33 protein-coding genes are annotated in these 25,571 nt (G+C 39.8%); 14 read left to right on the forward strand and 19 right to left on the reverse strand.

The window, feature by feature from the left end; all coding sequences use genetic code 11:
• Positions 1-12: 12 nt before the first annotated feature.
• The 7 genes from ACZ5C4_RS09445 (at position 13) to rsfS (ending at position 3,925) form a co-directional block, all read left to right on the forward strand.
• Positions 13-345, forward strand: coding sequence for a ribosomal-processing cysteine protease Prp (locus ACZ5C4_RS09445; protein ID WP_186874487.1), 333 nt, complete (start codon positions 13-15; stop codon positions 343-345).
• 5 nt (positions 346-350) lie between these two features.
• Positions 351-635 (forward strand): 50S ribosomal protein L27, encoded by a 285-nt coding sequence (gene rpmA / locus ACZ5C4_RS09450; protein ID WP_059069518.1) that lies wholly within the window; start codon positions 351-353, stop codon positions 633-635.
• A 100-nt stretch (positions 636-735) separates the two neighbouring features.
• Positions 736-2,019 (forward strand): GTPase ObgE, encoded by a 1,284-nt coding sequence (obgE, locus tag ACZ5C4_RS09455; RefSeq protein WP_464520778.1) that lies wholly within the window; start codon positions 736-738, stop codon positions 2,017-2,019.
• 18 nt (positions 2,020-2,037) lie between these two features.
• Positions 2,038-2,328 (forward strand): ribosome assembly RNA-binding protein YhbY, encoded by a 291-nt coding sequence (gene yhbY / locus ACZ5C4_RS09460; protein ID WP_464520779.1) that lies wholly within the window; start codon positions 2,038-2,040, stop codon positions 2,326-2,328.
• Between the two features lie 9 nt (positions 2,329-2,337).
• Complete coding sequence (nadD, locus tag ACZ5C4_RS09465) at positions 2,338-2,991, forward strand: nicotinate-nucleotide adenylyltransferase (protein WP_464520780.1); 654 nt, start codon at positions 2,338-2,340, stop codon at positions 2,989-2,991.
• Positions 2,984-3,562 carry a bis(5'-nucleosyl)-tetraphosphatase (symmetrical) YqeK gene (gene yqeK, locus ACZ5C4_RS09470; RefSeq protein WP_464520781.1) on the forward strand — a complete coding sequence of 193 codons (579 nt, stop codon included), beginning with the start codon at positions 2,984-2,986 and terminating at the stop codon, positions 3,560-3,562. The genes nadD and yqeK overlap by 8 nt, the downstream gene beginning before the upstream one ends.
• 12 nt (positions 3,563-3,574) lie before the next feature.
• Positions 3,575-3,925, forward strand: coding sequence for a ribosome silencing factor (gene rsfS, locus ACZ5C4_RS09475; RefSeq protein WP_464520782.1), 351 nt, complete (start codon positions 3,575-3,577; stop codon positions 3,923-3,925).
• 147 nt (positions 3,926-4,072) lie between these two features.
• Here rsfS and ACZ5C4_RS09480 read toward each other — a convergent pair whose 3' ends face one another.
• The 3 genes from ACZ5C4_RS09480 to ACZ5C4_RS09490 form a co-directional block, all read right to left on the reverse strand.
• Positions 4,073-4,399, reverse strand: a complete 327-nt coding sequence (locus ACZ5C4_RS09480; RefSeq protein ID WP_464520783.1) for a thioredoxin family protein — start codon at positions 4,397-4,399, stop codon at positions 4,073-4,075.
• Between the two features lie 20 nt (positions 4,400-4,419).
• Entirely contained in the window at positions 4,420-5,382 is a 963-nt protein-coding gene (locus ACZ5C4_RS09485; RefSeq protein WP_464522327.1) for a permease, read from the reverse strand.
• Positions 5,383-5,514: 132 nt separating this feature from the next.
• Positions 5,515-5,823 (reverse strand): ArsR/SmtB family transcription factor, encoded by a 309-nt coding sequence (locus tag ACZ5C4_RS09490; RefSeq protein ID WP_464520784.1) that lies wholly within the window; start codon positions 5,821-5,823, stop codon positions 5,515-5,517.
• Between the two features lie 222 nt (positions 5,824-6,045).
• Here ACZ5C4_RS09490 and ACZ5C4_RS09495 point away from each other — a divergent pair, with 222 nt between their 5' ends.
• From ACZ5C4_RS09495 to ACZ5C4_RS09505, 3 genes are all read left to right on the forward strand, one after another.
• Positions 6,046-6,654 (forward strand): recombinase family protein, encoded by a 609-nt coding sequence (locus ACZ5C4_RS09495; protein WP_464520785.1) that lies wholly within the window; start codon positions 6,046-6,048, stop codon positions 6,652-6,654.
• A 205-nt stretch (positions 6,655-6,859) separates the two neighbouring features.
• Positions 6,860-7,321, forward strand: coding sequence for a hypothetical protein (locus ACZ5C4_RS09500; protein ID WP_464520786.1), 462 nt, complete (start codon positions 6,860-6,862; stop codon positions 7,319-7,321).
• A complete protein-coding gene (locus ACZ5C4_RS09505) occupies positions 7,300-7,905 on the forward strand; it encodes a BppU family phage baseplate upper protein (protein ID WP_464520787.1) in 606 nt (201 codons plus the stop codon). The genes ACZ5C4_RS09500 and ACZ5C4_RS09505 overlap by 22 nt, the downstream gene beginning before the upstream one ends.
• A gap of 131 nt (positions 7,906-8,036) precedes the next feature.
• Here the strand turns inward: ACZ5C4_RS09505 and lexA are convergent, their stop codons facing one another.
• Positions 8,037-8,654 carry a transcriptional repressor LexA gene (gene lexA, locus ACZ5C4_RS09510; protein ID WP_464520788.1) on the reverse strand — a complete coding sequence of 206 codons (618 nt, stop codon included), beginning with the start codon at positions 8,652-8,654 and terminating at the stop codon, positions 8,037-8,039.
• Between the two features lie 216 nt (positions 8,655-8,870).
• Here lexA and ACZ5C4_RS09515 point away from each other — a divergent pair, with 216 nt between their 5' ends.
• The 3 genes from ACZ5C4_RS09515 (at position 8,871) to ACZ5C4_RS09525 (ending at position 11,507) form a co-directional block, all read left to right on the forward strand.
• Complete coding sequence (locus ACZ5C4_RS09515; protein ID WP_464520789.1) at positions 8,871-9,284, forward strand: LysM peptidoglycan-binding domain-containing protein; 414 nt, start codon at positions 8,871-8,873, stop codon at positions 9,282-9,284.
• Positions 9,285-9,637: 353 nt separating this feature from the next.
• The gene (locus ACZ5C4_RS09520) at positions 9,638-10,714 is read left to right on the forward strand and encodes a tyrosine-type recombinase/integrase (protein WP_464520790.1); all 1,077 of its coding nucleotides are present in this window, start codon (positions 9,638-9,640) and stop codon (positions 10,712-10,714) included.
• A gap of 40 nt (positions 10,715-10,754) precedes the next feature.
• Positions 10,755-11,507: a tRNA 2-thiocytidine biosynthesis TtcA family protein gene (locus ACZ5C4_RS09525; RefSeq protein ID WP_464520791.1), complete on the forward strand. Its 753-nt coding sequence runs from the start codon at positions 10,755-10,757 to the stop codon at positions 11,505-11,507.
• A gap of 85 nt (positions 11,508-11,592) precedes the next feature.
• On the opposite strand, the gene ACZ5C4_RS09530 is transcribed toward ACZ5C4_RS09525, so the two are convergent.
• From ACZ5C4_RS09530 to ACZ5C4_RS09560, 7 genes are all read right to left on the reverse strand, one after another.
• Positions 11,593-12,240, reverse strand: a complete 648-nt coding sequence (locus ACZ5C4_RS09530) for a cytidylate kinase-like family protein (protein ID WP_186874475.1) — start codon at positions 12,238-12,240, stop codon at positions 11,593-11,595.
• 168 nt (positions 12,241-12,408) lie between these two features.
• Positions 12,409-13,323 (reverse strand): RluA family pseudouridine synthase, encoded by a 915-nt coding sequence (locus ACZ5C4_RS09535; RefSeq protein ID WP_464520792.1) that lies wholly within the window; start codon positions 13,321-13,323, stop codon positions 12,409-12,411.
• A 2-nt stretch (positions 13,324-13,325) separates the two neighbouring features.
• Positions 13,326-13,865, reverse strand: coding sequence for a signal peptidase II (gene lspA, locus ACZ5C4_RS09540; RefSeq protein ID WP_186874473.1), 540 nt, complete (start codon positions 13,863-13,865; stop codon positions 13,326-13,328).
• Between the two features lie 30 nt (positions 13,866-13,895).
• Positions 13,896-14,693: a YlmH family RNA-binding protein gene (locus tag ACZ5C4_RS09545; RefSeq protein WP_464520793.1), complete on the reverse strand. Its 798-nt coding sequence runs from the start codon at positions 14,691-14,693 to the stop codon at positions 13,896-13,898.
• A gap of 26 nt (positions 14,694-14,719) precedes the next feature.
• Positions 14,720-15,268 (reverse strand): cell division protein SepF, encoded by a 549-nt coding sequence (locus tag ACZ5C4_RS09550; protein WP_186874471.1) that lies wholly within the window; start codon positions 15,266-15,268, stop codon positions 14,720-14,722.
• A gap of 72 nt (positions 15,269-15,340) precedes the next feature.
• Complete coding sequence (locus tag ACZ5C4_RS09555; protein WP_186874470.1) at positions 15,341-16,039, reverse strand: YggS family pyridoxal phosphate-dependent enzyme; 699 nt, start codon at positions 16,037-16,039, stop codon at positions 15,341-15,343.
• Positions 16,040-16,059: 20 nt separating this feature from the next.
• A complete protein-coding gene (locus ACZ5C4_RS09560) occupies positions 16,060-17,448 on the reverse strand; it encodes a biotin/lipoyl attachment domain-containing protein (protein WP_464520794.1) in 1,389 nt (462 codons plus the stop codon).
• 161 nt (positions 17,449-17,609) lie between these two features.
• On the opposite strand from ACZ5C4_RS09560, the gene ACZ5C4_RS09565 reads away from it, so the two are divergent.
• Positions 17,610-17,816 (forward strand): DUF378 domain-containing protein, encoded by a 207-nt coding sequence (locus ACZ5C4_RS09565; protein ID WP_186874468.1) that lies wholly within the window; start codon positions 17,610-17,612, stop codon positions 17,814-17,816.
• Positions 17,817-17,880: 64 nt separating this feature from the next.
• On the opposite strand, the gene ACZ5C4_RS09570 is transcribed toward ACZ5C4_RS09565, so the two are convergent.
• The 8 genes from ACZ5C4_RS09570 to mreD are packed head-to-tail and all read right to left on the reverse strand — an operon-like array spanning position 17,881 to position 25,561.
• Positions 17,881-18,918: a D-alanyl-D-alanine carboxypeptidase family protein gene (locus ACZ5C4_RS09570; RefSeq protein ID WP_464520795.1), complete on the reverse strand. Its 1,038-nt coding sequence runs from the start codon at positions 18,916-18,918 to the stop codon at positions 17,881-17,883.
• Positions 18,902-19,297, reverse strand: a complete 396-nt coding sequence (locus ACZ5C4_RS09575) for a methylglyoxal synthase (protein ID WP_059070455.1) — start codon at positions 19,295-19,297, stop codon at positions 18,902-18,904. The genes ACZ5C4_RS09570 and ACZ5C4_RS09575 overlap by 17 nt, the downstream gene beginning before the upstream one ends.
• A gap of 16 nt (positions 19,298-19,313) precedes the next feature.
• Positions 19,314-20,423, reverse strand: coding sequence for an FtsW/RodA/SpoVE family cell cycle protein (locus ACZ5C4_RS09580; protein ID WP_464522328.1), 1,110 nt, complete (start codon positions 20,421-20,423; stop codon positions 19,314-19,316).
• 23 nt (positions 20,424-20,446) lie between these two features.
• Positions 20,447-20,656, reverse strand: a complete 210-nt coding sequence (locus ACZ5C4_RS09585; RefSeq protein ID WP_186874466.1) for a cell division topological specificity factor MinE — start codon at positions 20,654-20,656, stop codon at positions 20,447-20,449.
• Positions 20,657-20,666: 10 nt separating this feature from the next.
• Entirely contained in the window at positions 20,667-21,458 is a 792-nt protein-coding gene (gene minD / locus ACZ5C4_RS09590; protein WP_186874465.1) for a septum site-determining protein MinD, read from the reverse strand.
• A gap of 35 nt (positions 21,459-21,493) precedes the next feature.
• Entirely contained in the window at positions 21,494-22,138 is a 645-nt protein-coding gene (locus tag ACZ5C4_RS09595) for a septum site-determining protein MinC (protein WP_186874464.1), read from the reverse strand.
• A gap of 20 nt (positions 22,139-22,158) precedes the next feature.
• Complete coding sequence (locus ACZ5C4_RS09600; protein ID WP_464522329.1) at positions 22,159-24,999, reverse strand: penicillin-binding transpeptidase domain-containing protein; 2,841 nt, start codon at positions 24,997-24,999, stop codon at positions 22,159-22,161.
• Positions 25,000-25,027: 28 nt separating this feature from the next.
• Positions 25,028-25,561 (reverse strand): rod shape-determining protein MreD, encoded by a 534-nt coding sequence (gene mreD, locus ACZ5C4_RS09605; protein ID WP_464520796.1) that lies wholly within the window; start codon positions 25,559-25,561, stop codon positions 25,028-25,030.
• Positions 25,562-25,571 lie beyond the last annotated feature (10 nt).

Here is a 25,571-nt window from a genome sequence, read left to right on the forward strand (position 1 = left end):
CCAGGTGTTTTGATGATTCAGATTACAATTTATAAAAACAAAAAGCATGAATATATGGGATTTGATGTAGACGGACATGCAGGATTTGACGACAGCGGACATGATATTGTCTGTGCTGCTGTATCTGCACTTGTTATTAACACAATAAATTCTGTTGAAAGATTTACTTCAGATAAGACAAGTTCTGTTTCAGATGAAGAAAAAGGCAGAGTAGAGTTCCGTTTTTTAAATTCCCCTTCGCAAGACGCGGAGCTTCTGTTGAAGTCGATGATTCTCGGAGTTGAGGAGATTGAAAACAGCAGAGAATATGATTCATACATTGACATAATTTTCAAGGAGGTGTAAATACTATGATGAAGATGAACCTTCAGTTTTTTGCGCATAAAAAAGGAGTTGGTTCTTCCAAGAACGGACGTGATTCCGAGTCAAAAAGATTAGGAGCGAAAAGAGCAGACGGACAGTTTGTAAAAGCTGGAAATATCCTTTACAGACAGCGCGGAACCAGAATTCATCCAGGCGTGAATGTCGGCCGCGGCGGAGACGATACTTTATTTGCATTGGTAGATGGTGTCGTAAGATATGAAAGAAAAGGAAGAGATAAGAAACAGGTTTCTATCTATCCAGTGGCTGAATAATAGTATAACAGTGAAGCCTCAGACTTTTCGGTCTGGGGCTTTTATGCTATTTTTCTTAATAAACTTAGAAATATAGAACAAATGGTAAAAAGGAGTATTTATGTTTGCAGACAGAGCAAAGGTATTTATAAGATCCGGTAAAGGCGGCGACGGGCACTGTAGCTTTCGCAGAGAATTGTATGTTCCAAATGGAGGGCCGGATGGCGGCGACGGAGGTAAAGGCGGCGATCTGATTTTTGAAGTTGACAAAGGACTAAATACCCTGGTAGATTTTAGACATAAAAGGAAATATGCAGCGGGTGACGGGGAAGAAGGCGGAAAGCGAAAATGCCACGGAAAGGACGGAAAGGACTTAATCCTGTATGTTCCGGAGGGAACGGTTGTCAAAGAGGCAAAAACCGGCAAAGTAGTAGCTGACATGTCCGGCGATAATCAACGGCAGATTGTGTTAAAGGGAGGTAAAGGCGGGCTTGGCAACCAACATTTTGCCACTGCAACTATGCAGGTTCCCAAGTATGCACAGCCAGGGCAGCCTGCAATGGAGCTGGAGGTTTTGTTGGAATTAAAGGTAATTGCAGACGTCGGGCTGGTTGGTTTTCCAAACGTAGGAAAGTCTACCTTGCTTTCACGTGTCACGAATGCCGATCCTAAGATTGCCAATTATCATTTTACGACCTTGAATCCGAATCTGGGTGTTGTAGACTTAGAAGGAGCAAAGGGATTTGTGATGGCAGACATACCTGGATTGATTGAGGGAGCATCTGAAGGCGTGGGACTTGGACATGAATTTCTACGCCATATTGAACGTACAAAGTTAATGATACATGTTGTAGATGCCGCTGGTACAGAGGGACGTGATCCAGTTGAGGACATCTATAAAATCAATGCGGAATTAAAAGCATATAATCCAGAAATTGCAAGGCGCCCACAGGTGATTGCGGCAAATAAGACAGACTTGATATATGATAAAGAAGCAGATCCGGTGGAACGTTTAAGAAAAGAATTTGAGCCGCAGGGAATACCTGTATTTCCTATATCTGGTGTTTCTGGACAGGGAATTTCCAAGCTTTTATACTATGTAAGCGGACAGCTGGAGTCCATGGATGATGCGCCCGTTGTATTTGAACAGGAATATTTTCCGGAGGATGAGTTAATCTATGAGGATCTTCCTTTTACAGTAGAGAAGGAGGAGGACATCTATGTAGTAGAAGGCCCTAAGATTGAAAAAATGCTTGGATATACCAATTTAGATTCAGAAAAAGGATTTGCATTTTTCCAGAAATTTTTAAAGGATACAGGTATTTTAGAACAGCTTGAACAGGCAGGTATCCAGGAAGGGGATACCGTAAAAATGTACGGGCTTCAGTTTGATTATTATAAATAAGAAACAGGAGAAAAAGAAATGACGACAAAACAAAGAGCTTATTTAAAGAGCCTTGCTATGACAATGGAGCCTATTTTTCAAATAGGAAAGTCCAGCATGACGCCAGGCTTGACAGAGGCGGTTTCCGAGGCTCTGGAAGTACGAGAGCTGATCAAATTAAGCGTGCTGCAAAACTGTGGGGATGATCCAAAAGAGCTGGCGCAGATTTTAGCAGAAAGAACACACGCGCAGGTTGTACAGGTGATTGGCAAGAAAATTGTTCTATATAAAGAGGGGAAGGATAATAAGAAAAAAATTGTTCTTCCATAGGTGAGATGTATGAAAATAGGGATAATGGGCGGTACGTTTGACCCTGTCCATATAGGACATCTTCTGCTTGGAGAGTTTGCCTATGAGGATTTCGGGCTGGATGAAATCTGGTTTCTTCCAAATGGCAATCCGCCTCATAAGGATACGGCTACACATAACGACAGAACAGAGGATGAGAAGGCGTTAAAACACCGTGTGGAGATGATACGTCTTGCTATTTTGGGAGTGCCTCATTTTAGGCTTTCTCTCCATGAAGCTTCTGCGGTGAGACACTCTTATACGTATCGTACTATGCAGGAGTTTAACAGCGCATATCCAGACTGCGAATTTTATTTTATTTTGGGGGCAGATTCTCTTTTTGCGATTGAGCAGTGGCGTTTTTTTAAAGAAATTTTTCCTACATGCACGATTCTTGCAGCCATGCGGGACGATAAGGATGTAAAAGATATGGAACGCCAGATTGCTTATCTTTCTGAAAAATACGGCGCTCGTATCGAGCTTCTGCGCGCACCGCTTCTGGAAATTTCCTCGACAACGATTCGCCAGAGGGCGTCAAAAGGATTGAGTATACACTATATGGTGCCAGACTCTGTCGCAGAATATATAAAACAGAATTCTCTATACAGAGAAGAAAGTGATAAGGCAGGGAAGCAAGATGGATGAAAGATATTTAGAAATACAGGCTCTCTTGAAAAAAAAATTGAAGAAGGAACGGTATGAACATACTCTGGGTGTTATGTATACGGCTGCTTCGCTTGCAATGTGCCACAGTGCGAATCTGCATCAGGCAATGCTGGCAGGCCTTTTGCATGACTGTGGAAAGTACGGTACTTCCAAAGAGCAGATCGAGCAATGTAAAGAGAAAGAGATTTCGCTTACTGACGCAGAGCTTATAATGCCTTCTCTGGTACATGCCAAGCTGGGGGCATATCTGGCAGAATATGAGTATGGTATTGCGGATGGCGAGATTTTATCTGCAATCCGCTTTCATACGACCGGCCGTCCTGAAATGACACTTCTGGAAAAGATTATCTATATTGCAGATTATATAGAACCAGGAAGGAGAGAAATACCAGGACTTTCTGCTATAAGGGCAGCGGCGTTCCATAATATTGACAGGGCAGTAGCGTTTTCTGCAAAGGGGACAATCGAGTATTTAAATACAGCAGGGAAACCGATTGATGCTATGACAATAGAAACGTACGCATATTATAAAAAAGAAGAAACAAAATGAAAGGGTAGGAATATGGAGCAGGGAAAAGAAATGGCGCGTCTTGCATGGCAGGCGCTGGATGAAAAAAAAGGAGAGGACATACAGATAATTGACATTACAGGAATTTCTGTTATGGCGGATTATTTTCTGATTGCAACAGGAAACAGCGACAGTCAGGTACGCGCCCTCGTTGAAAATGTAGAAGAAAGCCTTCAAAGGGGCGGATATTTATTAAAGCAGCGGGAAGGTTATCAGTCCGGAAGCTGGGTTTTACTGGATTTTGGAGACATTATTGTCCACATCTTTGATAAAGAAAACCGATTGTTTTATGACCTGGAAAGAATCTGGCGCGACGGGAGAGTTGTAAGCTTCGAAGAACTGTAGGCAAGAAAATCTTATATTTAGCTTTCGCAGAAAGTAAATTATCAAAGTTAAAAGATACTTAGGCTTGTAAGTATGACGGGAAAATCTTAAAGATTTTCCCATCAACGTGGTCTAATCACTCCGTCGGTTATTGAAATATTCGGCAAATTAAATATCCTTTTGCAAAATTACTTTTATTGCCTCAATCGATAATACTTTCCCATATGATATGACCTTTCCATTTAGCACAAGAGCCGGTGTAGACATAACACCGTAACTTGCAATTTCTGTAAAATCGGTTATGTGTCCGACAGGGATATCTATTCCCATTTGTGAAACTGCCGTAAGAACATTATATTCTAATTCCATACATTTTGAACAGCCAGACCCTAAAATCAGAAGTCCATTTTTAGGCTCTGCATTTTTTGTGTTTTCAGTGTTACGCTGTCTATCACAGTTACAAGTTTTTACTTCTTTTTTTCCAAATAATTTCATTTTGATTTCCTCCATACAAATTATAATAAAACCGCATGAAACAAATTAAACATATATCCGACTATCATAATACCTATGGTACAAATCCCGATAAACAAGACAAGTAATCTAGGCTTTACTGCTTTTTTCAGCATAATCATCGAGGGCAGACTAAGCGTTGTTACTGCCATCATAAAAGCTAAAATCGTTCCGAGTTGTGCCCCTTTTGCAAGTAATGCCTCCGCAATTGGGATTGTTCCAAAAATATCAGCATACATAGGAACACCGACGAGTGTAGCGAGAATAACACCAAATGGATTGCTACCGCCCAAAACTGTTTCAATCCACTGTTCAGGTATCCAATTATGAATAACTGCTCCGATACCGACCCCTACAAGGATATAAGGAAATACCTTTTTGAAAGTGCCTATAACCTGTTCTTTTGCATAAATGACCCGTTCTTTTTTTGTCAATACCATAGCTTCAATATCAACGCTACCTGCATTTTTGATAAATTCTTCCACATATTTTTCCATATGCAGGTGTTCAATCAACGTACCACCAATAACAGCCACAATAAGACCGATAATTACATAGGCAATCGCTACTTTTGCTCCAAAAATACTCATCAACAAAACTAAACTTCCCAAGTCTACCATAGGGGAGGAAATCAGGAAAGAAAAAGTAACTCCCAGAGGAAGCCCCGCACTGGTAAAGCCAATGAAAAGCGGAATAGAGGAACATGAACAAAACGGTGTTACCGTTCCTAATAGGGCAGAAATGATATTTGCTCTTATTCCATGAAAGCGTCCTAATATCTTTTTGCTTCTCTCTGGCGGAAAATAACTTTGTATATATGAAATAATGAATATGAGCAGGCATAACAGCACTGTTATTTTTACCACGTCATACATAAAAAACTGAATACTTCCCCCAAGTCGAGAGGTACTGTCTAAGCCAACACCATTTAATAATTTTCCTATCAAGACATTCAACCATTTCATACCAAGTATCTCGTCTTGAATGAATAAAAAGACAGCCTGTAAAACCTCCAATTTCAAAACCTCCTTTCTTCAAAACACATCAAAATTATTTGATGTGAAAGTGTTATAGAAAAGCCACCCAAAGATGACTTTTTATTTACAATATTTTGTGTAATTTTCCGTAGTTGGTGCTGTGAGTTCTGATAGGCGATTGATTGCATGTTCTCTGCCGTTCTTGCTTAGTTGGTAATGCGTCCATTTTCCTTCCTGTCTGCCGATAACCAATCCAGACTCACATAAGACTTTCATATGATAGGATATGGACGATTGCCCCATATTCATTTCCTCAATCAATACACACGCACATTTTTCGCCGCTTCGCAACAACTCCAATATATGCAGACGCTTTACGTCACATAGAGCTTTGAAAATTTTAGCATCTTTTACATAGTCACCTTTCATTTTTTTGCACCTCACATCAAAAATATTTGATGTGATTATAATATTCCTTTTTCGTTTAATTGTCAATATTTACTAGCTGTGTGATAAGATGTATCTTCGCAATGGCAGAAGTCAGATTAGAACAACTAAATATTTTTTACGAAGCATTTTACTTTTACAGTAAGGTGCTTTTTTATTTTATGATACTTCCATATATCCATAACAAAGGAGGAGTGATAAAGAATGGCACAAATTTATGGGTATGTACGGGTTTCAAGTATAGACCAAAACGAGGAACGACAGATTGTTGAACTATTAAAAAGGAATGTACTTCCTAAAAATATCTACATAGACAAACAGTCTGGAAAAAGTTTTGAACGTCCCCAATATAAAAAACTCGTCAGAAAGCTAAAACAAGGCGATTTGCTTTATATCCTAAGTATCGACCGTTTAGGCAGGAACTATCTTGAAATACAGGAGCAATGGAGGATATTGACGAAAGAAAAAGGGATTGATATATGTGTCATCGATATGCCCTTGTTGGATACCAGAAACGGAAAAGATTTAATGGGAACGTTCATTGCTGACCTCGTATTACAGATACTATCATTTGTGGCACAGAATGAGCGTGAAAACATCAGAAAAAGACAGGCACAGGGTATTGCAGTTGCAAAAGCAAAAGGAATAAAATTTGGCAGACCTGAAATTGCACTTCCAGAGAACTTTGGGGCGCTTGTTCATGAATGGGAAAAGAAAAGACTTCCTTTATCGGAAGTCTTGAAAGCATGCAAGATGAGCGAAGCCACATTTTACAGGAAATTAAGAGAATACCGTCTGTTAAAACAAGAGTAATCTGTTCTAAACTCTCAAAAGGTACACCTTTTGAGAGTCCATTATTTCTATTCAAGTATAACTGAAAATTCCTATTTTTTCAATGTTTTTTTATCTTAAACGGATTTAAGGCTGTTATTTTTTTACTTTGAATGATAGTTTCAGCTAAGATATGTCTTTTGCAAAAAGTGTACCTTTTGAGAATGGTCTAGGAATGGAGGAAAATATGATACGAAAGCATTTAAAGAAAGCCGGTGCATTTCTGGCGACAAGTGTAATGGTACTGACGTTGTTTTCACCTTTTAGCGCTAACATCGAGGTTCATGCACAAGAAAAGCAATTTCCCACTAAAGCACAGTTTGTGACCGTTGATGAATTAAAAACTTTTAACACGAATGATTATGACGGGGAAAGAAATCCGGCAAAGATCTATTTTGGTAACGATAATCAACAATGGTGGATTGTGGGAAGTCAACAAGAAAAGGGATTGACGTTGTTTGCGGCAAGTCAGCTGACAGCACAGCCATTTGAGGAGGATTATATATTAGGGTCTGTAGACTCTAAAACATATGACAGTAGTTATAATTGTGCATACCCAAATGTTGATCCAACTGAAATCTATGTAAATCATTATGGTGCAAGTTCAATAAGAAACAAAGTACTAAAATGTTCCCTGCTGATTACATAGTTGCAGAACAAAACGGTATCATCGTTACAAGAGATAATGAAAATCAGATTACCGTATCGGGAACGCCGACGGCTGATGTGGATATAACGCTAACACCGGCAACAAAGAAAGTTTACAGCATGACTTTAGATGGTAACGGAACATTTACAGGAATCTGCGTAGGATATGAACCAATTACCGCAAATGAGTTTACTATCACAAATACCGGAAATGTCGATTTAGAGAATGTCAATGTATCTATTACAGGAAGTGGTGCTGATAAGTTTGAATTGAGTTGGGATAAAACTACTACGATTCAGCCAAACGGAACAATTAAGGTAACGGTAAAACCAAAAGACGATTTAACAGTTGGAGCGTATAAAGCAACACTTTCTGTATCAGCAGATAATGCAACCGAACAATCAATAGATTTACAGTTTACAGTAAGAGAAAACAAGAACAACACCACTTCAAATACAGATAAGCCAGATGCAGCAGTACAGACAGGCGACACTACGAACATCTTATTATGGAGCATGGCAACGGTCATTTCCCTAGTAGGAGTGATAACGGCATTATTCTTCAAACGCAGAAAAAGCAGATAAGCAAGGAAGCTGACGCTTTAACGATTAATAAATCGTGGAGCGTCAGCTTCCTTTTCCTGTCAATGTATTCTGAATCAACTCCGTGTTTCGAATTTCTGGAATTGATACATACCCAAAAATCTATGCTGTTTTTAATTAAAAAATCGAAATACGCCTATTACTTTACCGAGTATCATTAATTCCTTTACAAGGATTGGATCCATATTATCATTTTCAGGCTGGAGCCGAAAAATACCTTCCTCTTTGTAGAATGTTTTCACAGTCGCACCATCCTCTATAAGAGCGACAACCATGTCTCCGTTAGAAGCAGTATGCGTCTCCTCCACTAGAACCATGTCACCATCCAGAATACCGGCATTGATCATACTTTCTCCTTTTACTCTCAGCATAAAGGTCTGATTATTCGGCATGATTTCAGCAGGTATAGGAAAATAATTCTCTATATTTTCCTGAGCAAGAATCGGTTCGCCTGCAGCTACCTGTCCGACAATCGGGACATTTACAAGCTCCCGACGTGTCAGATTAAAAGTATCGTCCAGAATTTCTATGGCCCTTGGCTTTGTCGGATCGCGGCGGATATATCCGTTTTTCTCCAGTGTCTCCAGATGCGAGTGGACAGAAGAGGTGGATTTTAAATGTACTGCCTCACATATTTCGCGGACAGCAGGCGGAAAACCGCGCTCCAATATCTGTGATTTAATGTATTCTAAAATCTCCATCTGTTTCTTGCTGATTTTCCCCTGTGACATGAAATTCCTCCTCAATCATTCATTTATTGTTATATCTGTCTTTTCAAATAATTACTAATATAGTACCATAGCTTCTGCAAAAAAGCAAACACTTGTTACGAAAATATGTTCGAATATTTTCAAAAATACTATTGACAAACATTTGTTCGTATAATATAATAAAAACATCAAAAAGAACATTTGTTTGTATAGTTTATTTACAGGGGAGAGAATAGTATGAACAGGGGAAATAGAAATACAACAGCCAGAAAAGCAGATATACAATATATAAGGAACAAGAAGGCAGTGCAGATAAAAAAGAAAAAAACTTCTGCATTGTACAGAGGCGTTTTCTCTGTGGCAGCCGGAATTTTGCTGATTGCCGTTTGTTGTTTCTTTTTCAATACATTTTTTGTTTCCGCACATGGCAATCAAGCAGAGGAACCTGTTTCTTTTACATATTATAAAAGTATCGTGATTCAGCCAGGCGATACACTATGGGATATTGCAGAAGAAAATATGACTTCAGACTGCCAGTCTGTTGAACAATATATAGATACATTAAAAACATTAAATTCTTTGGAGTCTGATGAAATACATGCCGGAGAAAGCTTAATGATTGCCTATAATGATACAGAGTTTCTTCCATAGTATATAATGGAAGTTATTGGATACGGCTGTATTAGGCAGGCTACGGAGTGTAATTATTATTTTAATATTGGTATCAATATACATCCCTATGTATTGATATATAAAACTCACCCAGCAGCAGTGCATATAATAAGGCACTGCTGTAATTTTATTCTTCAAAACAGGCATTATCTAAAATAGGTTATTTTATATTACGGATTAATCTATACGACAAATACTGATTTTTCAAATAGATATAGACATCAAAATAGAAACATGTTATCATGGACTATAGGAAACGCGCAAAACACAGTTTTAGAGATGCGGATTCGTCTGGATCTAGTGGTTTTTACTGAAAAAAGGGGTTTTAATATATGGGAGAAAAACAGACAGAGAAACGGAAAACATATCACGAACAAAATTATATAGATAATACATTAAGGCTGCGGGAAATCTTAAAAACATTGCCGCCGTTTGCAAAAGATTATTTTCGTGCAGTGGAACCGACTACGTCGGCAAAAACCAGAATTTCTTATGCCTATGACATACGCGTGTTTTTTCATTTTTTAATAGAAAATAACCCAGTATATAAAAACTATACTGTAGATATGTTTACTGTACAGGATTTGGAACGTCTAAAAGCGGTGGACATTGAGGAATATCAGGAATATTTAAAGGTATATCAGAATCAGGAAGACAAACAAATTACAAATACAGAGAAAGGACTTGCCAGGAAGATGTCTGCACTGCGCAGTTTTTATGGATATTATTTCAAACATCAGATTATTTCCAGCAATCCTACGTTGCTTGTAGATATGCCGAAACTGCATGAGAAGGCAATTATACGCCTGGATACAGACGAAGTCGCGTCTCTGCTTGATTATATTGAGCATGGCGGCGACGAACTGACCGGACAGAAAAAAGTATATTACGAAAAGAACAAAAACCGCGATTTAGCAATTATTACACTCTTACTTGGAACCGGTATCCGCGTATCAGAATGTGTCGGATTAGACTTACAGGATGTAGATTTTAAAGACAATGGCATCAAAGTGACACGTAAGGGCGGAAATGAAATGGTCGTATACTTTGGCGAGGAGGTAGAGCATGCGCTGAAGATGTATCTCTATACAACCAGAAAGACCACTGCTCCTCTCTCCGGCCACGAAAATGCATTATTTCTCTCCACACAGCGAAAACGGATCGGCGTCCAGGCAGTGGAAAATTTAGTAAAAAAATATGCGCGCCAGGTCACTCCTAATAAAAAAATTACGCCTCATAAGCTGCGCAGTACATACGGCACCTCTCTCTATAAAGAGACGGGAGATATTTACCTTGTTGCGGATGTATTAGGTCACAAGGATGTCAATACGACCAAAAAGCATTACGCTGCGATTGATGAGGATCGAAGAAGGCAGGCAGCAGGCGCGGTTAAATTAAGAGATGTATAAAAATTTGTAATCAACAAAACAGAAAGGAAACCATATACATATGCAGTTACAGAGGTTGTTAAGCTATACAAGGAAGGCAGTAGATGAATATAATCTGATACAGGAAGGGGATCATATTGCCGTTGGAATATCCGGAGGAAAAGACAGTCTGACTCTTTTATATGCGCTGCACGGCTTGAAGCGTTTTTATCCAAAAAGGTTCCAGTTAAGTGCCGTCTCCGTTGATTTAGGGTTTGACGACTTTGATTTAAGTCCGGTTCAGGTGCTCTGTAAAGAGTTAGATATTCCCTATCAGATTGTAAAATCAGATATTTACCATATTTTATTTGATATTCGGAAGGAATCGAATCCCTGCTCTCTTTGTGCGAAAATGAGAAAAGGTGCTTTGAATCAGGCTGTCAAAGAAATGGGATGTAATAAGGTTGCATATGCCCATCACAAGGACGATATTGTTGAAACAATGCTGCTGTCCCTTATATTTGAGGGAAGATTTTATTCCTTTTCACCTAAGACATATCTGGATCGAATGGATTTGACGGTCATTCGCCCGATTATGTTTGTTGAGGAAAAAGACGTCATCGGGTTTAGAAATAAATATGAGCTTCCTGTCGTAAAAAGCAAATGTCCTGTCGACGGTTACACAAAAAGACAGTATGCAAAAGAACTTCTGCACAGCCTTGATAAGGAGCATCCAGGTGCGAAGGAAAGGATGTTCCACGCTATTTTAAATGGAAATATAAAAGGCTGGCCAGAACGAATACAGGTAAAGCCGTATCCAAAAGAAATGTCTTAAAAGAAAAAACAGGGCAGGCATTTCCCTAATCCTAATTGTGAATGGGAAATGCCTGCCCTGCTCTCTTTGTATTGTGTAGGAAATATTAAACCTTACGTTCGGCTGCAGGGATGCTTTCCTTCAAGGCAACATACTGTTCGATCAATTTGGCTGTCCCTTCTACGCCGAGTTCTGAGCTGTTCAGACATAGTTCATAGCTGTCCGCATTAGACCACTTCTTATTTGTATAGTAATTATAATAGCTTGCACGTTTCTTATCTGTTTTTACGATCATATCCTTTGCTTTCGCATCGGTCAAATCATAGATCCGCGCAATACGGCGGATTCGCGCGTCCATATCAGCATGGATAAAAATACTTACTACATTTTTATAGGACTCCAGTGCATAATCAGCGCACCGACCTACCAGAATACATGGCCCTTCATCTGCAATCTTTTTGATTGCATCAAACTGTGCCAAAAACACTTTATGATTAATCGGCATATCTGTATACGTATTTCCGGAATACCCCATTGAATACGTATCCATCACAAGGGAATATAAAAAGCTGTTGGTCGGTTTCTCATCATGGGATTCAAAAATTTCTTCACAGATTCCACTTTCTTTAGCAGCGCGTGCCAGCATTTCTTTGTCATAAAGCTTAATTCCGAAATAGTCCGCTACTTTGTAGCCAATCTCTCTTCCGGCACTTCCAAATTCACGTCCAATGGTAATAATAGTGTTTGTCTTCATACCAGTCATCTCCTTTACCGAACAATCCAGCATCATTTAAACCATACGGCAAAATAACACTTTTTCTATATGCAATATTATAACGAAAAACTCTTATTATTACAATGAAAATGTGCAAATTCTTTTCTTGTTGGAAATGTTTTCGTTTCTTTTGTTGAGCAAAAAATTTCAAAATTTTCGCAGCCTTTGGAGTAAATTCGAAAAATATTCTGGAAGCGGTGCGTCAAATTCCATATATTCTCCTGTGGACGGATGTGTAATGCCAAGTATTCTGGCATGAAGTGTCTGTCCCTGCAAATGAAACGGACATTTTGCAGGCCCGTATATTTCATCACCTAGAATCGGATGACCGATACTGGACATATGCACTCTTATCTGATGTGTGCGTCCGGTTTCCAGTTTACATTCAATATAGGTGAACTGTCCGAAGCGCTCTAAAACCTGATAGTGAGTGATTGCCGGACGGGCATTTTGTGCATGCGTGCTCATTCTTTTCCGTTCTACAGGATGTCTCCCTATCGGTGCATTCACTGTTCCTGTATCTTCCTTTATATTTCCATGTACAATGGCACTGTATTTTCGGGTAATCGTATGTTCCTTTAGCTGCTCTGCAAGAATTTGATGAGCGCGGTCATTTTTACAGATTAAAAGAGAGCCTGTCGTGTCCATATCAATACGGTGCACAATTCCTGGACGGGCAACTCCATTGATTCCAGACAAATGTTCTCCGCAATGATACAATACGGCATTGACTAAGGTATGGCTGTAGTGTCCGGGAGCCGGATGTACAACCATCTGTTTCGGCTTATTGACAACTAAAATATCTTCATCTTCATATAGAATGTCCAGAGGAATATTTTCCGGCAGAATATCTGGAATTTCCGGCTCTGGAAAATAAATGTGTATTTCATCTTGAAATGCTACTTTATAGTTTGCTTTCACGCAATTTTTATTGACAGTGATATTTCCGTCCTTTAAAAGCTTCTGCAAATAAGAACGAGAAATATCTGGAATACGTTCAGAGAGAAATTTATCAATTCGGATTTTTTCTTCCTTGTCTGATTTTATAAAAAGTTCTTCCATATTTATTCCTTCTGTCCCTTCCCTCTGCGTATTTTTAGACTTAAGGCATGCAATTCCTCATCCTTATAAAAAAACAGTATCAATACGACAAAGAGAATTCCAGCTATCACTACATAACAATCGGCGACATTAAATATAGGGAAATCGATCCACTCGAAATAGAAAAAATCAATTACATAATGGAGCCTTATTCTATCTATCATATTGCCGACAGCACCTGCACATAAAAGAACCGAACAAATCCGTAAGGGATAGTATCGAGGGCTATGAGGCATACGGATATAGAGAAAAAAAACAAGAACCAGGATAATCAGTGCCCCTGCTACAAAAAAAAGCTGCTTATCCTGGAACATTCCAAATGCAGCGCCTCTGTTTTCCAGATAATGCAGTTGAAATACTCCGTCTATCAGAACAAATGATTTTTGATCCTTTAAATGGATGACTGCGAGAAATTTTGTATACTGATCCAGAAGAACAAAAGCGGCAAAGCCAATGAACGCCAGCAGTATACTTTTTATGCCTGTTTTTTTCTCTTTTCCCATATATGCCTCCTAGAAATCACATGTGAATATTTATATAAATTTGTGAATAACTACATAAATTCTATTCTTTTTTGTTTTTGAAAGTTCCCCTGCATACAAAAATTTTCCCATACCTCTTACAGAAATAACATCATTTTCTTTTACCTGATAGCCATTGCTGGTAATAAGCTTCCCATTTACAAACACCTTCCCGCCTTCAATCAAAGCGCGCAGACGCGTACGGGAAGAAGCAAATGCAAGCGGCATGAGACTGTCTAAGCGTACCGATGCGACCGTTCCCCTGATTTCTTCAAACTGAGGGACATAGGAAAAGGCAGTATCCTGCCGTTCTCTTACTGACACAGCAGTATGGCGAACTCTTGTCAACTCTTTTTCCAAAAATGACTTCATACTGTTATGTGCAAAGAAAAGGGCTTTTTTATCTTCTACAAGAATATCACCGATTTTAGAACGTTCAATTCCAAGATTCAGCATTGCACCGAGGTAATCCCTGTGCGTTAAAGCTTCTGCATATTTCTGATAGAGAGGTACAATCTCAAGAATAGAAAAGGGAAAGGAGGGATGCTCTGACTCCTCCCACTCTTTCCAACGCAAATAAAGAGCATCAGGGAGAAATGCCGCCATCTGACGCTCTGCTAATTCGTAGCCTCCAAAGAGAATATACTTTGTATACAGCTCCTCTTTTGGCAGACTATGCAATATATTTAATTCATTCAAATTCAGAAAATCTGAATAGGTTATAATATCCCGCTGATAAGCGAGTCTGGAAAGCTCAAGAATTCTCTTCTTTAAAAGCTGTTCTTCCTTTTGTTGGTTTTCTTTCTGCATATTCTTATTATTGCGCCTGTTCTCTTTTAATATCTTCCTCTGACGCTGGGAGTCTCCATAGAGCCACCCAAAAGATCCTGGAGATCTCCGGAAATATCCACATTCGTCGGTGTCACAAGAAATATGTAATTTGAAATCTTCTGTAGATTCCCATTGATTGCAAACGTAGCTCCCGATATAAAGTCAATGATCCTCTGCGCAATCTCTAAATCCATTCCTTCCAGATTCAAAATAACGGTACGCCCTGAAAGAAGTGTTTCTGTAATTTCACGCGAATCATCTACGGAAGTTGGCTTTACAACGCATACCTCCATATTGCCGCTGCTGTTCCTTCTGGCTGCTGGCTGCCGCATTGGAGTAACCTTACTGCCGGCTGCCGGCTGGAACTTATTTTCTTCCTCCATATCGAAGTCGTCATAGTTATCTTTATTGTTTTTCTTTCCGAACAGAGAACGACGCGGCTGCTTTTCTTCATAGTCATCTTCATAAAACTCGTCATCATCATAAAAATCATCGTCATCGTAGTCGTCTTCGTTCAATTTCATGATGTCCAGAAATTTATCAAACACACCCATATTTACACTCCTATCTCATGCCGATCCGCAGGCATTCTTTTTTGTTTTCTACTTTCATTCCAGTAGCCTGTCCTACATTTTCATGCCGTAATCTCTGGCACCAAAGATTCCTGTTCCGACCCGTACCATAGTGGCCCCTTCTTCGATCGCAACTTCATAATCATTGGTCATCCCCATAGAAAGTATACTCACATTACTATTATCAACGTTTTTATGTCTAATGTCAACAGATAATTTCCGCAAATCCGCGAAAATAGGACGATTTTTTTCTGGATTTTCTACAAATGGGGCAATTGTCATAAGTCCGCATACATTTATATGTGGATATTTGGAAATTTTATCTACAAATGGAATCACTTCACTCGTTTTTAAACCAAACTTGCTTTCTTCCTCAGCTACATTTACTTCTACTAATATCCGTGCTATACAGTTTTTCTTTTCTGCTTCTCTTTCAATAGTCTCTGCCAGTTTTAGAGAATCCACAGAATGTATCAGTTCTGCCTTGTCTACAATATATTTGACTTTATTTGTCTGTAAATGTCCAATCATATGCCAGTGAATGTCTGAAGGCAGCTGCTCATATTTTTCGGTTAACTCCTGCACTTTATTTTCACCGAAAATACGCACACCTAAATCATATGCTTCTTTTAGAACTTCTATAGGCTTTGTCTTGCTCACTGCAATCAATGTAACCTCTTCACGTTTACGCCCTGCTCTTTTGCATGCTGCCTGAATTCTTCTTTCTACTTCTGTAAGCTGCGTTTTCAACATAGTCTCTTCTCCTGCCTTTCTTATTGAAATACAATTTCATCTTCCTTCATACTGTTTCCATCCTGCACAATATGGTCATAATTGTTAAGGCCATAAGCATCTCCATCCTGCACAATATAGTATTCATCACTTTCACAGAGAATATCTACTACTTTAAATACGGCGTATCCCTGGTTGATATTATATGCTCCCTTCAAAGGCTTCTTTTCCTTTATCGTATATGTTTCAGAGGATTCCGGTTTTATGAGTATCGTTCCCTCTTCAAAATCGGAGAGGCTTACATACACTTCCCCTTCTTCCGAAATGTCATAAATATCAATGGTTTTAAACTGTGCTTCTTTTCCCTCTGTCTGTACCAGCACGCCGGAGTCGGAACTGTCGCCGCCAGTCGTAATATATTCTTCTGGAATGACATAGAAATCTTTTTCTACCACAGATGTCCTTGGGATTTTCAAGCCTGTCTCATCCTCTAAAATGAGTTCTATATTTAAATAACGCTCCTGTGCATAACGTATCATAGAATTATCAAAATCCAGGCAGCCATAAAATTTTCCATCTTTTTCTATGACAGAAAAATCCGCCCACATTGTTTCGCTGTCTTTGTCGATTCTGGTTTTTATGCTCTGTGTTTCTTTCAGTTCTTCTGCTGTTTCTTTATCAAGCTGAACAATCACAGACCAATTTTCGCTTGTGACCAGTTTATAAGCCGGCTCCCCTGCCTCTATCTGCATTTGATCCTGTAATTGGATACTCTCATAGCTGCTTCGGTCAAAGTTTTCTTCTGTAAACGTGTCTTTTGTTACAGATTCATATCCATCTACTGTCATCACAACGATTCCATCCTGAGATGTCTGAAAAGAGGAAACATCTTGTCCGCTGGATGCTATGACAGCCGCGAGCTGGGAGGTTTTTGTCTGACTGCCTATATTCTGCAGTGATGTGGTAATTTCATTCTTCAAAGAATACACAGAAGAATATTTCTGAGGATCATAATTTTCGTTAAATTGCTGCATCTTAAAGATCAGATTATTCTGCATATCCTCGTTTAAATCCGCTGTCTCTTCCTCTGCTTTTTCTTCTGTGGGAACAGTCAGCTTTTGTGAGGAAACAGCATAGACGGATGCCCCCGCCTTTACTTTGCTGTTTTCATTCTGATAATAACTGATATACCCGCCTATATCAGAATACACAACACTTTCCTGGCGGACAACAAAGCCGGTATATGAGTTATCCTTTACAATGCTTCCTTTACGCACCTCGTAAGCAGAAACCTTTTTACTCGTAGCATATGTAAAGACTGTCACGATCAGATAAATCAGTACAACGATAAAAATAACGATACCTACATTCCATTCGCGCCTGTTTTTATATTTTTTTATATTAATGGAATTATTTTTCCTGGATGCCAAATGAATTGTCTCCTCCTTAATATAATGAATATAATACCTTTCAAATACAATGCAAATACTTACATAGTCGCTTCGCACGTTAAAGTATACCATTTTTAAATGTATATTTCCAGTTTTTGTGGAAATAATGAAGGTATGGATACAAAAAAGGAGGAAACAACATGAAGTGGTTTGATAACACTGCCCTTACTATTGTCATTATTGGAGCAGTCAACTGGCTTTTAGTAGGTATTTTCCGTTTTGATCTCGTTGCATTCCTTTTTGGGAATCTAAGCTGGATTTCTCGGATTGTATATGCGGTTGTAGGTCTTAGCGGACTATATCTTATCAGTCTGTACGGCAGAATACACAGCATGTCAGAATCATAAAAAAGAAAGGCCCGTATCTATCAACAACATCCGTTCAGATAGATACGGGTCTTTTATTCGCCTGTCAGTCCGCAATTCCCCTTGCCAGTAATGCTGACATTTCATCGTATAAAATACTCTTTTCATCTGCTCCCATAACAATGGATATATAAGGGCGGTTTTCTATATCTTCACTGTAAAGAATAAGGCAAGAACCTGCTTCATCTGTGGTTCCAGTCTTTCCGCCCAGTACACGGACACCATCAGGGGCCTTAGCTTCGCCCAGGGCATAATAATTCGTTGGGCTCCACTCCTGCGTACGAGCCGTACCGTCTCCGCCTGTAATAGAAGCAGAATAAGTGGTTTTCTCAAGAATTTCCACAAATCGCTCATCCTGCAGCGCCGCATTAAACATCAGATACAAATCATAGGCAGTCGTATAGTGATTTTCATCCTGCAGGCCATGAGGATTTGTAAAGTTAGTCCCTGTAGCTCCTAGTTTTTTTGCCTCTTCATTCATCAGAGAGACAAAAGCCTCTTCACTTCCTGAAACATGTTCTGCAATGGCAATTCCTGCATCATTTCCTGACTGCAGCAGCAATCCGCAAAGCAGATCGTATAAAGTCAATGTGTCTCCCGCCTGTAAACCACAGACAGAGGAATCCCATTCCAAATCAACAGCATGCTCACTGACTGTTACGGTGTCTTCCAAATTTCCATATTTCAACGCTACATAAGCAGTCATAACCTTTGTTGTACTTGCCGGAAACAGTTTTTCATACAGATGGTACCCATAGAGAACGTTTGCCTCATTTATGTCAAACAGCCCTGCCGCATGAAGACTGGTATTGTCTGTAAAGCCTGCTAAGGCTACATCCGAATCAGAAACACAAAGGTTTTCTGCAAACATATCTCCTTCGAAGAGTTTCTGATTATACGCTGTCCTTTCATACTCGGCGGTATAATTTTTCTGGCTGTCCCGGTATGCCAGCACTCCTATGACACCTGCAGACACGAGAATTACCACCAGACTTATACATAAAAGAAGCCGGCGTATCCGTTTCTTTCGCTGTCTGATTCTCTGTCTTCTTCTTAAATTTCTGCTCTTATCTGTACATTTCACGCCAGTCTAAATCTCCTCTGTCCAATGCTAGAATCAAAGCCTCCGCAGTTGCAATATTTGTCGCTATCGGAATATTATACATATCACATAATTTTACAATGTCGTTGACATCTGGTTCATGTGAACGTGAGGTAAGCGGATCTCTGAAAAAGATAAGCAGATCCATTTCGTTGTGCTCTATCTGTGCTCCGAGCTGCTGCTTTCCTCCCAGATGGCCCGCAAGATATTTGTGGATGCTCAAATTTGTCACACTTTCTACCAGCACCCCTGTTGTCTCTGTAGCAAACAAAGAATGTTTGCTCAGTATTCCGCGGTATGCGATACAGAAATTTTGCATCAGTTTTTTCTTCGCATCATGCGCTACTAATCCTATGTTCATATTCGCATTCTCTCCTCTATTGATATTTGTTAGGCTGTAAGCCGACATTCAAGACGAACCCAATTCCCATAAAAAAACACACAACAGAAGTCAGTCCGTAGCTTACAAAGGGCAGAGAAATTCCTGTATTCGGGAATATCATGGTAGCCACACTGATATTGATAAAGCTCTGTATTCCTATCAGTGCGGCGACTCCGGCACAGATGATGCGCCCTGCCGTATCTTTTGCCCGCAAGCCTATTAAAATACAATCTATTACTATTAATAATAACAAAATTATGACAACACAACAACCCACAAATCCCAATTCTTCTCCAATTATAGCAAAAATAAAGTCTGTTTGAGGTTCAGAAACAAAATTTCCGTTTTTTACAGATACTGTAGAATCATTGTTATACCCTTTTCCGGTTAATTGTCCAGAGCCGATCGCCGTTATCGAATTAAGCTGCTGGTAGGCCTCCTCTGATTCATACTTCTCTGGTTCCAGCCAGGCAAGAATACGATTCTGCTGATAGTCCTTCAAAAAAGGCTGGTTTGGCTGAATTACAACTGCGAGTAAAATTGCTGCGGTTGGAATGATAATGGCCAGGACTGTACCTATGAACTTATAGCTAAGCCCGCCCATAAACATCAATACACAGAACAGCGCACCGACACAGATCGTAGTAGACAGATTCGGCTGTTCATATATGAAAAACAGAGAAGGCAGAATCAGGGCAATCCCCTGAAGAATCGTCTTTTTATCATTGATTGCGGCTTCTCTGTCTGACAAAAACCTTGCAAAAAATAAAATCATCAGGATTTTCGTAAGATCCGAAGGCTGGAACTGTGTAATACCGATATCCAACCACCGTTTTGCACCATTTGCAGACACTCCGAATAATGGTACAGCCACAAGAAGCAGCAAATTGACACCATATAAAATCCAATAAAAGTTCAGTACCCATTTATAGTCGACAAGGGAAATCACCGCCATAGCGCCGATTCCAATAAATACGCCCATAATCTGCTTTGTCTGAAGATCCGGACGGGCACTTCCAACCATAAATATGCCAATAACGGACAGAATCAGCACAAGAATAATCAGGCTGAATTTATAATCTTTTATATGATACCTCTGTTTCATGTTCTGAATGTATAACTTTAATTTCAATGATTTTCTCCTGTATATTTGATATGTATATCTGTACGTGTTATCTGTATGTTAAAATTCTCCGGTTTGATTTCCATATATTTAGATACGGTATGATATAAATCGGAAGATAAACGCTCGCATGCATCGGGTGTACACTGCATTCTGTCTGCATTCAGCAGATTTTTCAGTCTTTCTTTCGCAACAAAAACAGATGGCACACTCATGTAAGACCTCCTAATTCTTTCTAAAAAGATTAGAAAATCTGGTAAGCAGTCCTTCTGCATGAGAAAAGTCCGTAATCGGGATTTCTTCTCCGAGAAGCCTTCTGCATACTTTATCATAAGCTTGTCCAGAGGGGCTATCTTCTCCGACAACTGGTTCTCCCTGGTTTGTGGCAATTACTACCTTTTCATCATCAGGTATGACTCCCAGAAGGTCAATGGCAAGTATTTCTGTGACATCTTCCACAGACATCATATCTCCTCTTCTGACCATATCTACCCGCAGACGGTTGATCAAAAGAGAATTTTGCTTAATACCTTTTGCCTCCAAAAGTCCGATAATTCGATCTGCATCCCGTATTGCCGAGACTTCTGGTGTTGTCACGATAATGGAACGATCTGCTCCGGCAATCGCATTTTGAAAGCCCTGTTCTATTCCAGCGGGACAGTCCAGAAGGATGTAGTCAAACTCATTTTTTAAATCTTCAATCAGTTTTTTCATCTGTTCTGGCGAGACGCTTGTTTTATCTTTCGTCTGTGCGGAAGGAAGCAGATATAGTTCCGGAAAACGTTTGTCTTTGATCAAAGCCTGTTTCAGACGGCAGCTCCCTTCTATGACATCAACCAGGTTATATACGATTCTGTTTTCCAATCCCATAACAACATCCAGATTTCGAAGTCCTAAATCTGTATCTATTACGATCACTTTTTTACCAAGACGTGATAACCCGATTCCTATATTTGCTGTCGTAGTCGTCTTGCCGACTCCGCCTTTTCCTGATGTAATGACAATCACTTTGCCCATGTCTTTCTTCCTCCTACAACTTCTTATTCCTTTGATTACTCTACAAGTGGATCTAGATAAATATGGTTTCCCTCGGCTACTGCAATTTTGGGGCCATCTATGGAGAGACTTTCCTGAAAAATGATCTGGCGTTTCGCTTCAATCCCTCCAATGCGAAGCTGTTTGGGCTGCATAGACAGTGCGACGACAAAAGCACTTGTATCACCGGAAGCGCCGGCATGGACAGTCCCCTGAAGAGTTCCCACAACTACGACACTTCCTTTGGCAACTACCCTGGCACCCAGCTCAACATCTCCTAAAATCACAATACTGGAATCTGATTCTAATACTTGCCTTCTACTCAAGGTTCCTCTGTAAAACTGCCCTTCCCGTTTCTGAATATTGGATAGAGTCTGTTCTACAACGCTTTTGTACATCCATTCCTTCTTTTCATCTTGTTCTATAATACATAAGATGTCAATTCCTGTTAATTCAGAAATCAAATCAAGAATTACATGCTCCTCCTCTTCTGTAAGCTTGCGCCCTGTCAGAGAAAGTGCCATATGAGCACCTTCAAAAAAACGGGCGGAATTCTTCAGTTTAAAAATCAGTGCGCTTTTTAATTCGTCAAAAGGCACCTCTGAATGTAAATGAATTTCCATTCCATAACGGCTACTTTTGATGGTCACCAGTCTGTCCATGTATTTTCTCACATCCTTTACTAATCCCCTGCGAGTGCCGTGCCTAATTCTGCTGCGGAACCAGTAATCAACTCATCGGAGCCGGACAACCCGTATTTGATTTTCACAATATCTCTGCCAATCTCAGCTGTATATCCGGAATTGTATCCATTGGCAATCCGGACTGAAATTGCAATCTCCGGATCTTCTGCCGGAGCAAACCCTACAAAAAGTGCATGGTCTGGATGAATGTCACTCTGCTGTGCCGTACCGGTTTTTCCCGCCATAGTTATCTCCAGCCCGTTAAAGCTGGAAGTGCTTGCAACCATGTTGATCATTCCCTGATGTACCAGATCCCAAGTTTCATCACTGATGTCATCCATTGTGTTTACAACCTCAGGTTCATATTCTTTGATAAGCTTTCCTTCTGCATCTGTAGTCTTTTTGAGAAGCGTCAGATCGTATACGGTTCCGCGGTTTGCAACAGTGGCTACATAACGGTTTAACTGGCTTACAGTATAGTTGTTAGTCCCCTGCCCGATTGCAGAAAGAATCGAGTACTCGTCTGAAATCTGTGGTTCAGATTCTGGGATTTCCAGACCAGATTTCTCACCCAACCCGAATGCTTTTGCATATTTTGCCAATGTATCCGTTCCTCTGTCACTGTCATAATTTCCATTCCCGTCCATGCTCATGTCATATCCAAGTTCATAGAAGAACACATTACAGGAAACCTCCAGTGCTCCGACTACACTTAAGTCTCCGTGTCCATTCGGATAGGCCCAGCAGCGCGGACTTGGTGTTACTTTTTCAAATTCTCCGTTACAGAAATGTAATGTGTCCGCACTGATCGTTCCCTCTGTTAGGCCTGCTACAGAAACAAGCATCTTGTAAGTAGAACCAGGAGCAGTTCGTTCTTGGGTTGCATTGTTATAAAACGGTCGGGATAGTCCTGTTACCAGTTTGTTATAATACTCAGAATCCATTGTATTAGCGAGACGGTTATTGTCATATCCTGGATAGGATACACAGGCAAGCACTTCCCCTGTATTTGGATCGCTGACTACCGCCGAACCAGTACACGGCTCCAAAGCCAGATCGCCTGGTGTGATTTCCAGATTCTCTATTTTACCGTACAGCCAGGAAAATGCATTCACACTGCCGTCAATCAGTCCATTGTAAGCTGCTTCATCCATAGACAAAACTCCCTGCTCATATACAATGGCACAGATCTGAGCACCACTGATACTCCCTGATTTTATAAGATATTTATAGAGAAGTTTGTCGAAATTCATATCCGAACTCAAATAATCTTGTAAAAATTTTAAAATTCCCTGATAAATTTCCGCAGAATCCGAATATTTTTCCTCTGATACATAATCACCTAGTTTGGAGGTGTCAATCCAGTTTTTGGAAATCGCATAATTTAAGTATTGATTTATATTGATCGTTTCTTCTTTTGTCCATGCCTGATAGGTTTCATCACTGACATCTATGGCATCGTTTATTAAAATTCCTGTATCCTCCAGAAGCACATCAATGGATATATAATCCAGATATGCCTGCATCTCTGCGGAGAGCTCGTTGTAGGCAGCAGCATCTGCATCCTGCATATAGTTGATAATTTCCGGAATGGCAGCATTTTTTCTTTCTTCGAAAACGGAATATACTGCCTTTTCCACCGTACCTGCATCCTCTGCTCCAAAATGTGTTTCATCGATAATTTCATTGGCAATGAATGCGTTGTAGGCATCTCCTACCGGAATAATAATATCACTGGCATCCTCAGCAGTACTTGGATCGTAATCCAGCATATCATGCAGCTTAGAAAGAATAATACCGGCAAGCTTTTCTTCTAAAAGCTGATACGTCTTTTCCTGCAGGTCTTTGTCAATCGTAAGATACACATCATTTCCAGCTCCGGGATCTGTACTGCTTACTGTTTCCGTTACTTTTCCCAGACTGTCTACATAGAAGGTTCGTTCTCCTTTACTTCCCTGAAGCACCTCATCCATTGTCTGTTCCAGCCCAGATTTTCCGACAATATCGGAAAGAGAATATTTTTTCTTATCATTTTTATCCAGGGCGTCATATTCTTCCTGTGAAATCTTTCCAGTATATCCGATGATGGACGCGAAATATTTACTGTCTGTATAACGACGCAGAGAATCCTCTTCTACATCTACTCCCGTCAGAGAATCTTTATTCTCCATAATCGCCGCCACCGTCTCCTCACTTACGTCAAAGGCAAGCGTCGTAGACATATACTGCTGGAAACTATTTAGATTGATTGCATAACGCATATTTACCATCTTCAGGATGTACTCTTTGTCCAGCTTCTCATCATCCAGCCCGTACCCATACACCTTATCCGTACAGAGATAATGGATAATCTCTTCGGCAGACTGATTCTTCTGTTTTTCTGTCAGCTTGTCAATCGTAGTCAGGCCGTATACATCTGCAACAAAACGAAGCCGGAGTGTCTCGTCCGTCTGGGAGAACTGATAATTTCCCGCAGAATCCAGTACAATTCCGAAATCACTGATAACGGAATCTCCATGAGATTCTACGATATTTAGTACAGAATCCAATATACCATTTAAAATTTCGTTTTTCTCTGCTACTGTATTGGATGTAATCGTATCTTCGATCGTCACAGAATATGCCAGCTCATTGTATGCGAGAAGGTTTCCGTTCCGATCATAGATATTTCCGCGAGTCCCTGGTATTTCCTTTGTTTTTCGGATCGTCAGTTCATAATTTTCCAGGTAATTCTCTCCCTTTATAATCTGAAGGTAAAACAATCTGCCCACTAAAATAACGGACATCGTGCAAAATACAAAAATCAGCACAAAAAGCCTGGATTTAAACATTTGTAGCATTCCATCTTTGATTCGTTCTAAAATGTCTCTAAACAAATTTACTAGCACTCCTTTTTTCTTCCGCTTCTAGTCTGTGGTTGATAAACAGAATCAGCGGATATAAACCAAGGGTTATTACAATTGTGTAGATGAGTTCCGGAATAATAATATGATTCAGATAAAACCAGAAATAGAACTCACTGCGCAACATAAACATCAGAAAATAGACAATCAGTCCAAACACGAATTCACTTGCCGCAATCAAAAACAACGGCAGCTTAATGTCTTCGTCATAGTACATCTGCATAAACATGCCATTCACATAACCTATCAGAAGATAAATCAGCGCATACATGCCTATTATGGTTCCATACTGTATATCAATCAGCAGACCTGAAAAGAAGCCTACGAACATGCCTTCTTTTGAGCCCCTCATAAACCCTATAGAAGAAATCAGTATAATCATAAGATTCGGCTTAATCCCCGCGAGCTCTAATGAGGAAAATACCGTACATTGAAGCAGGTAGCAGACGAGAATCAAAACCGCCGTTATGCCTATTCGTTTTATCTTTATTTTCTTCATGCAAACAGCC

The sequence above is a fragment of the Mediterraneibacter flintii genome, from assembly GCF_055387595.1.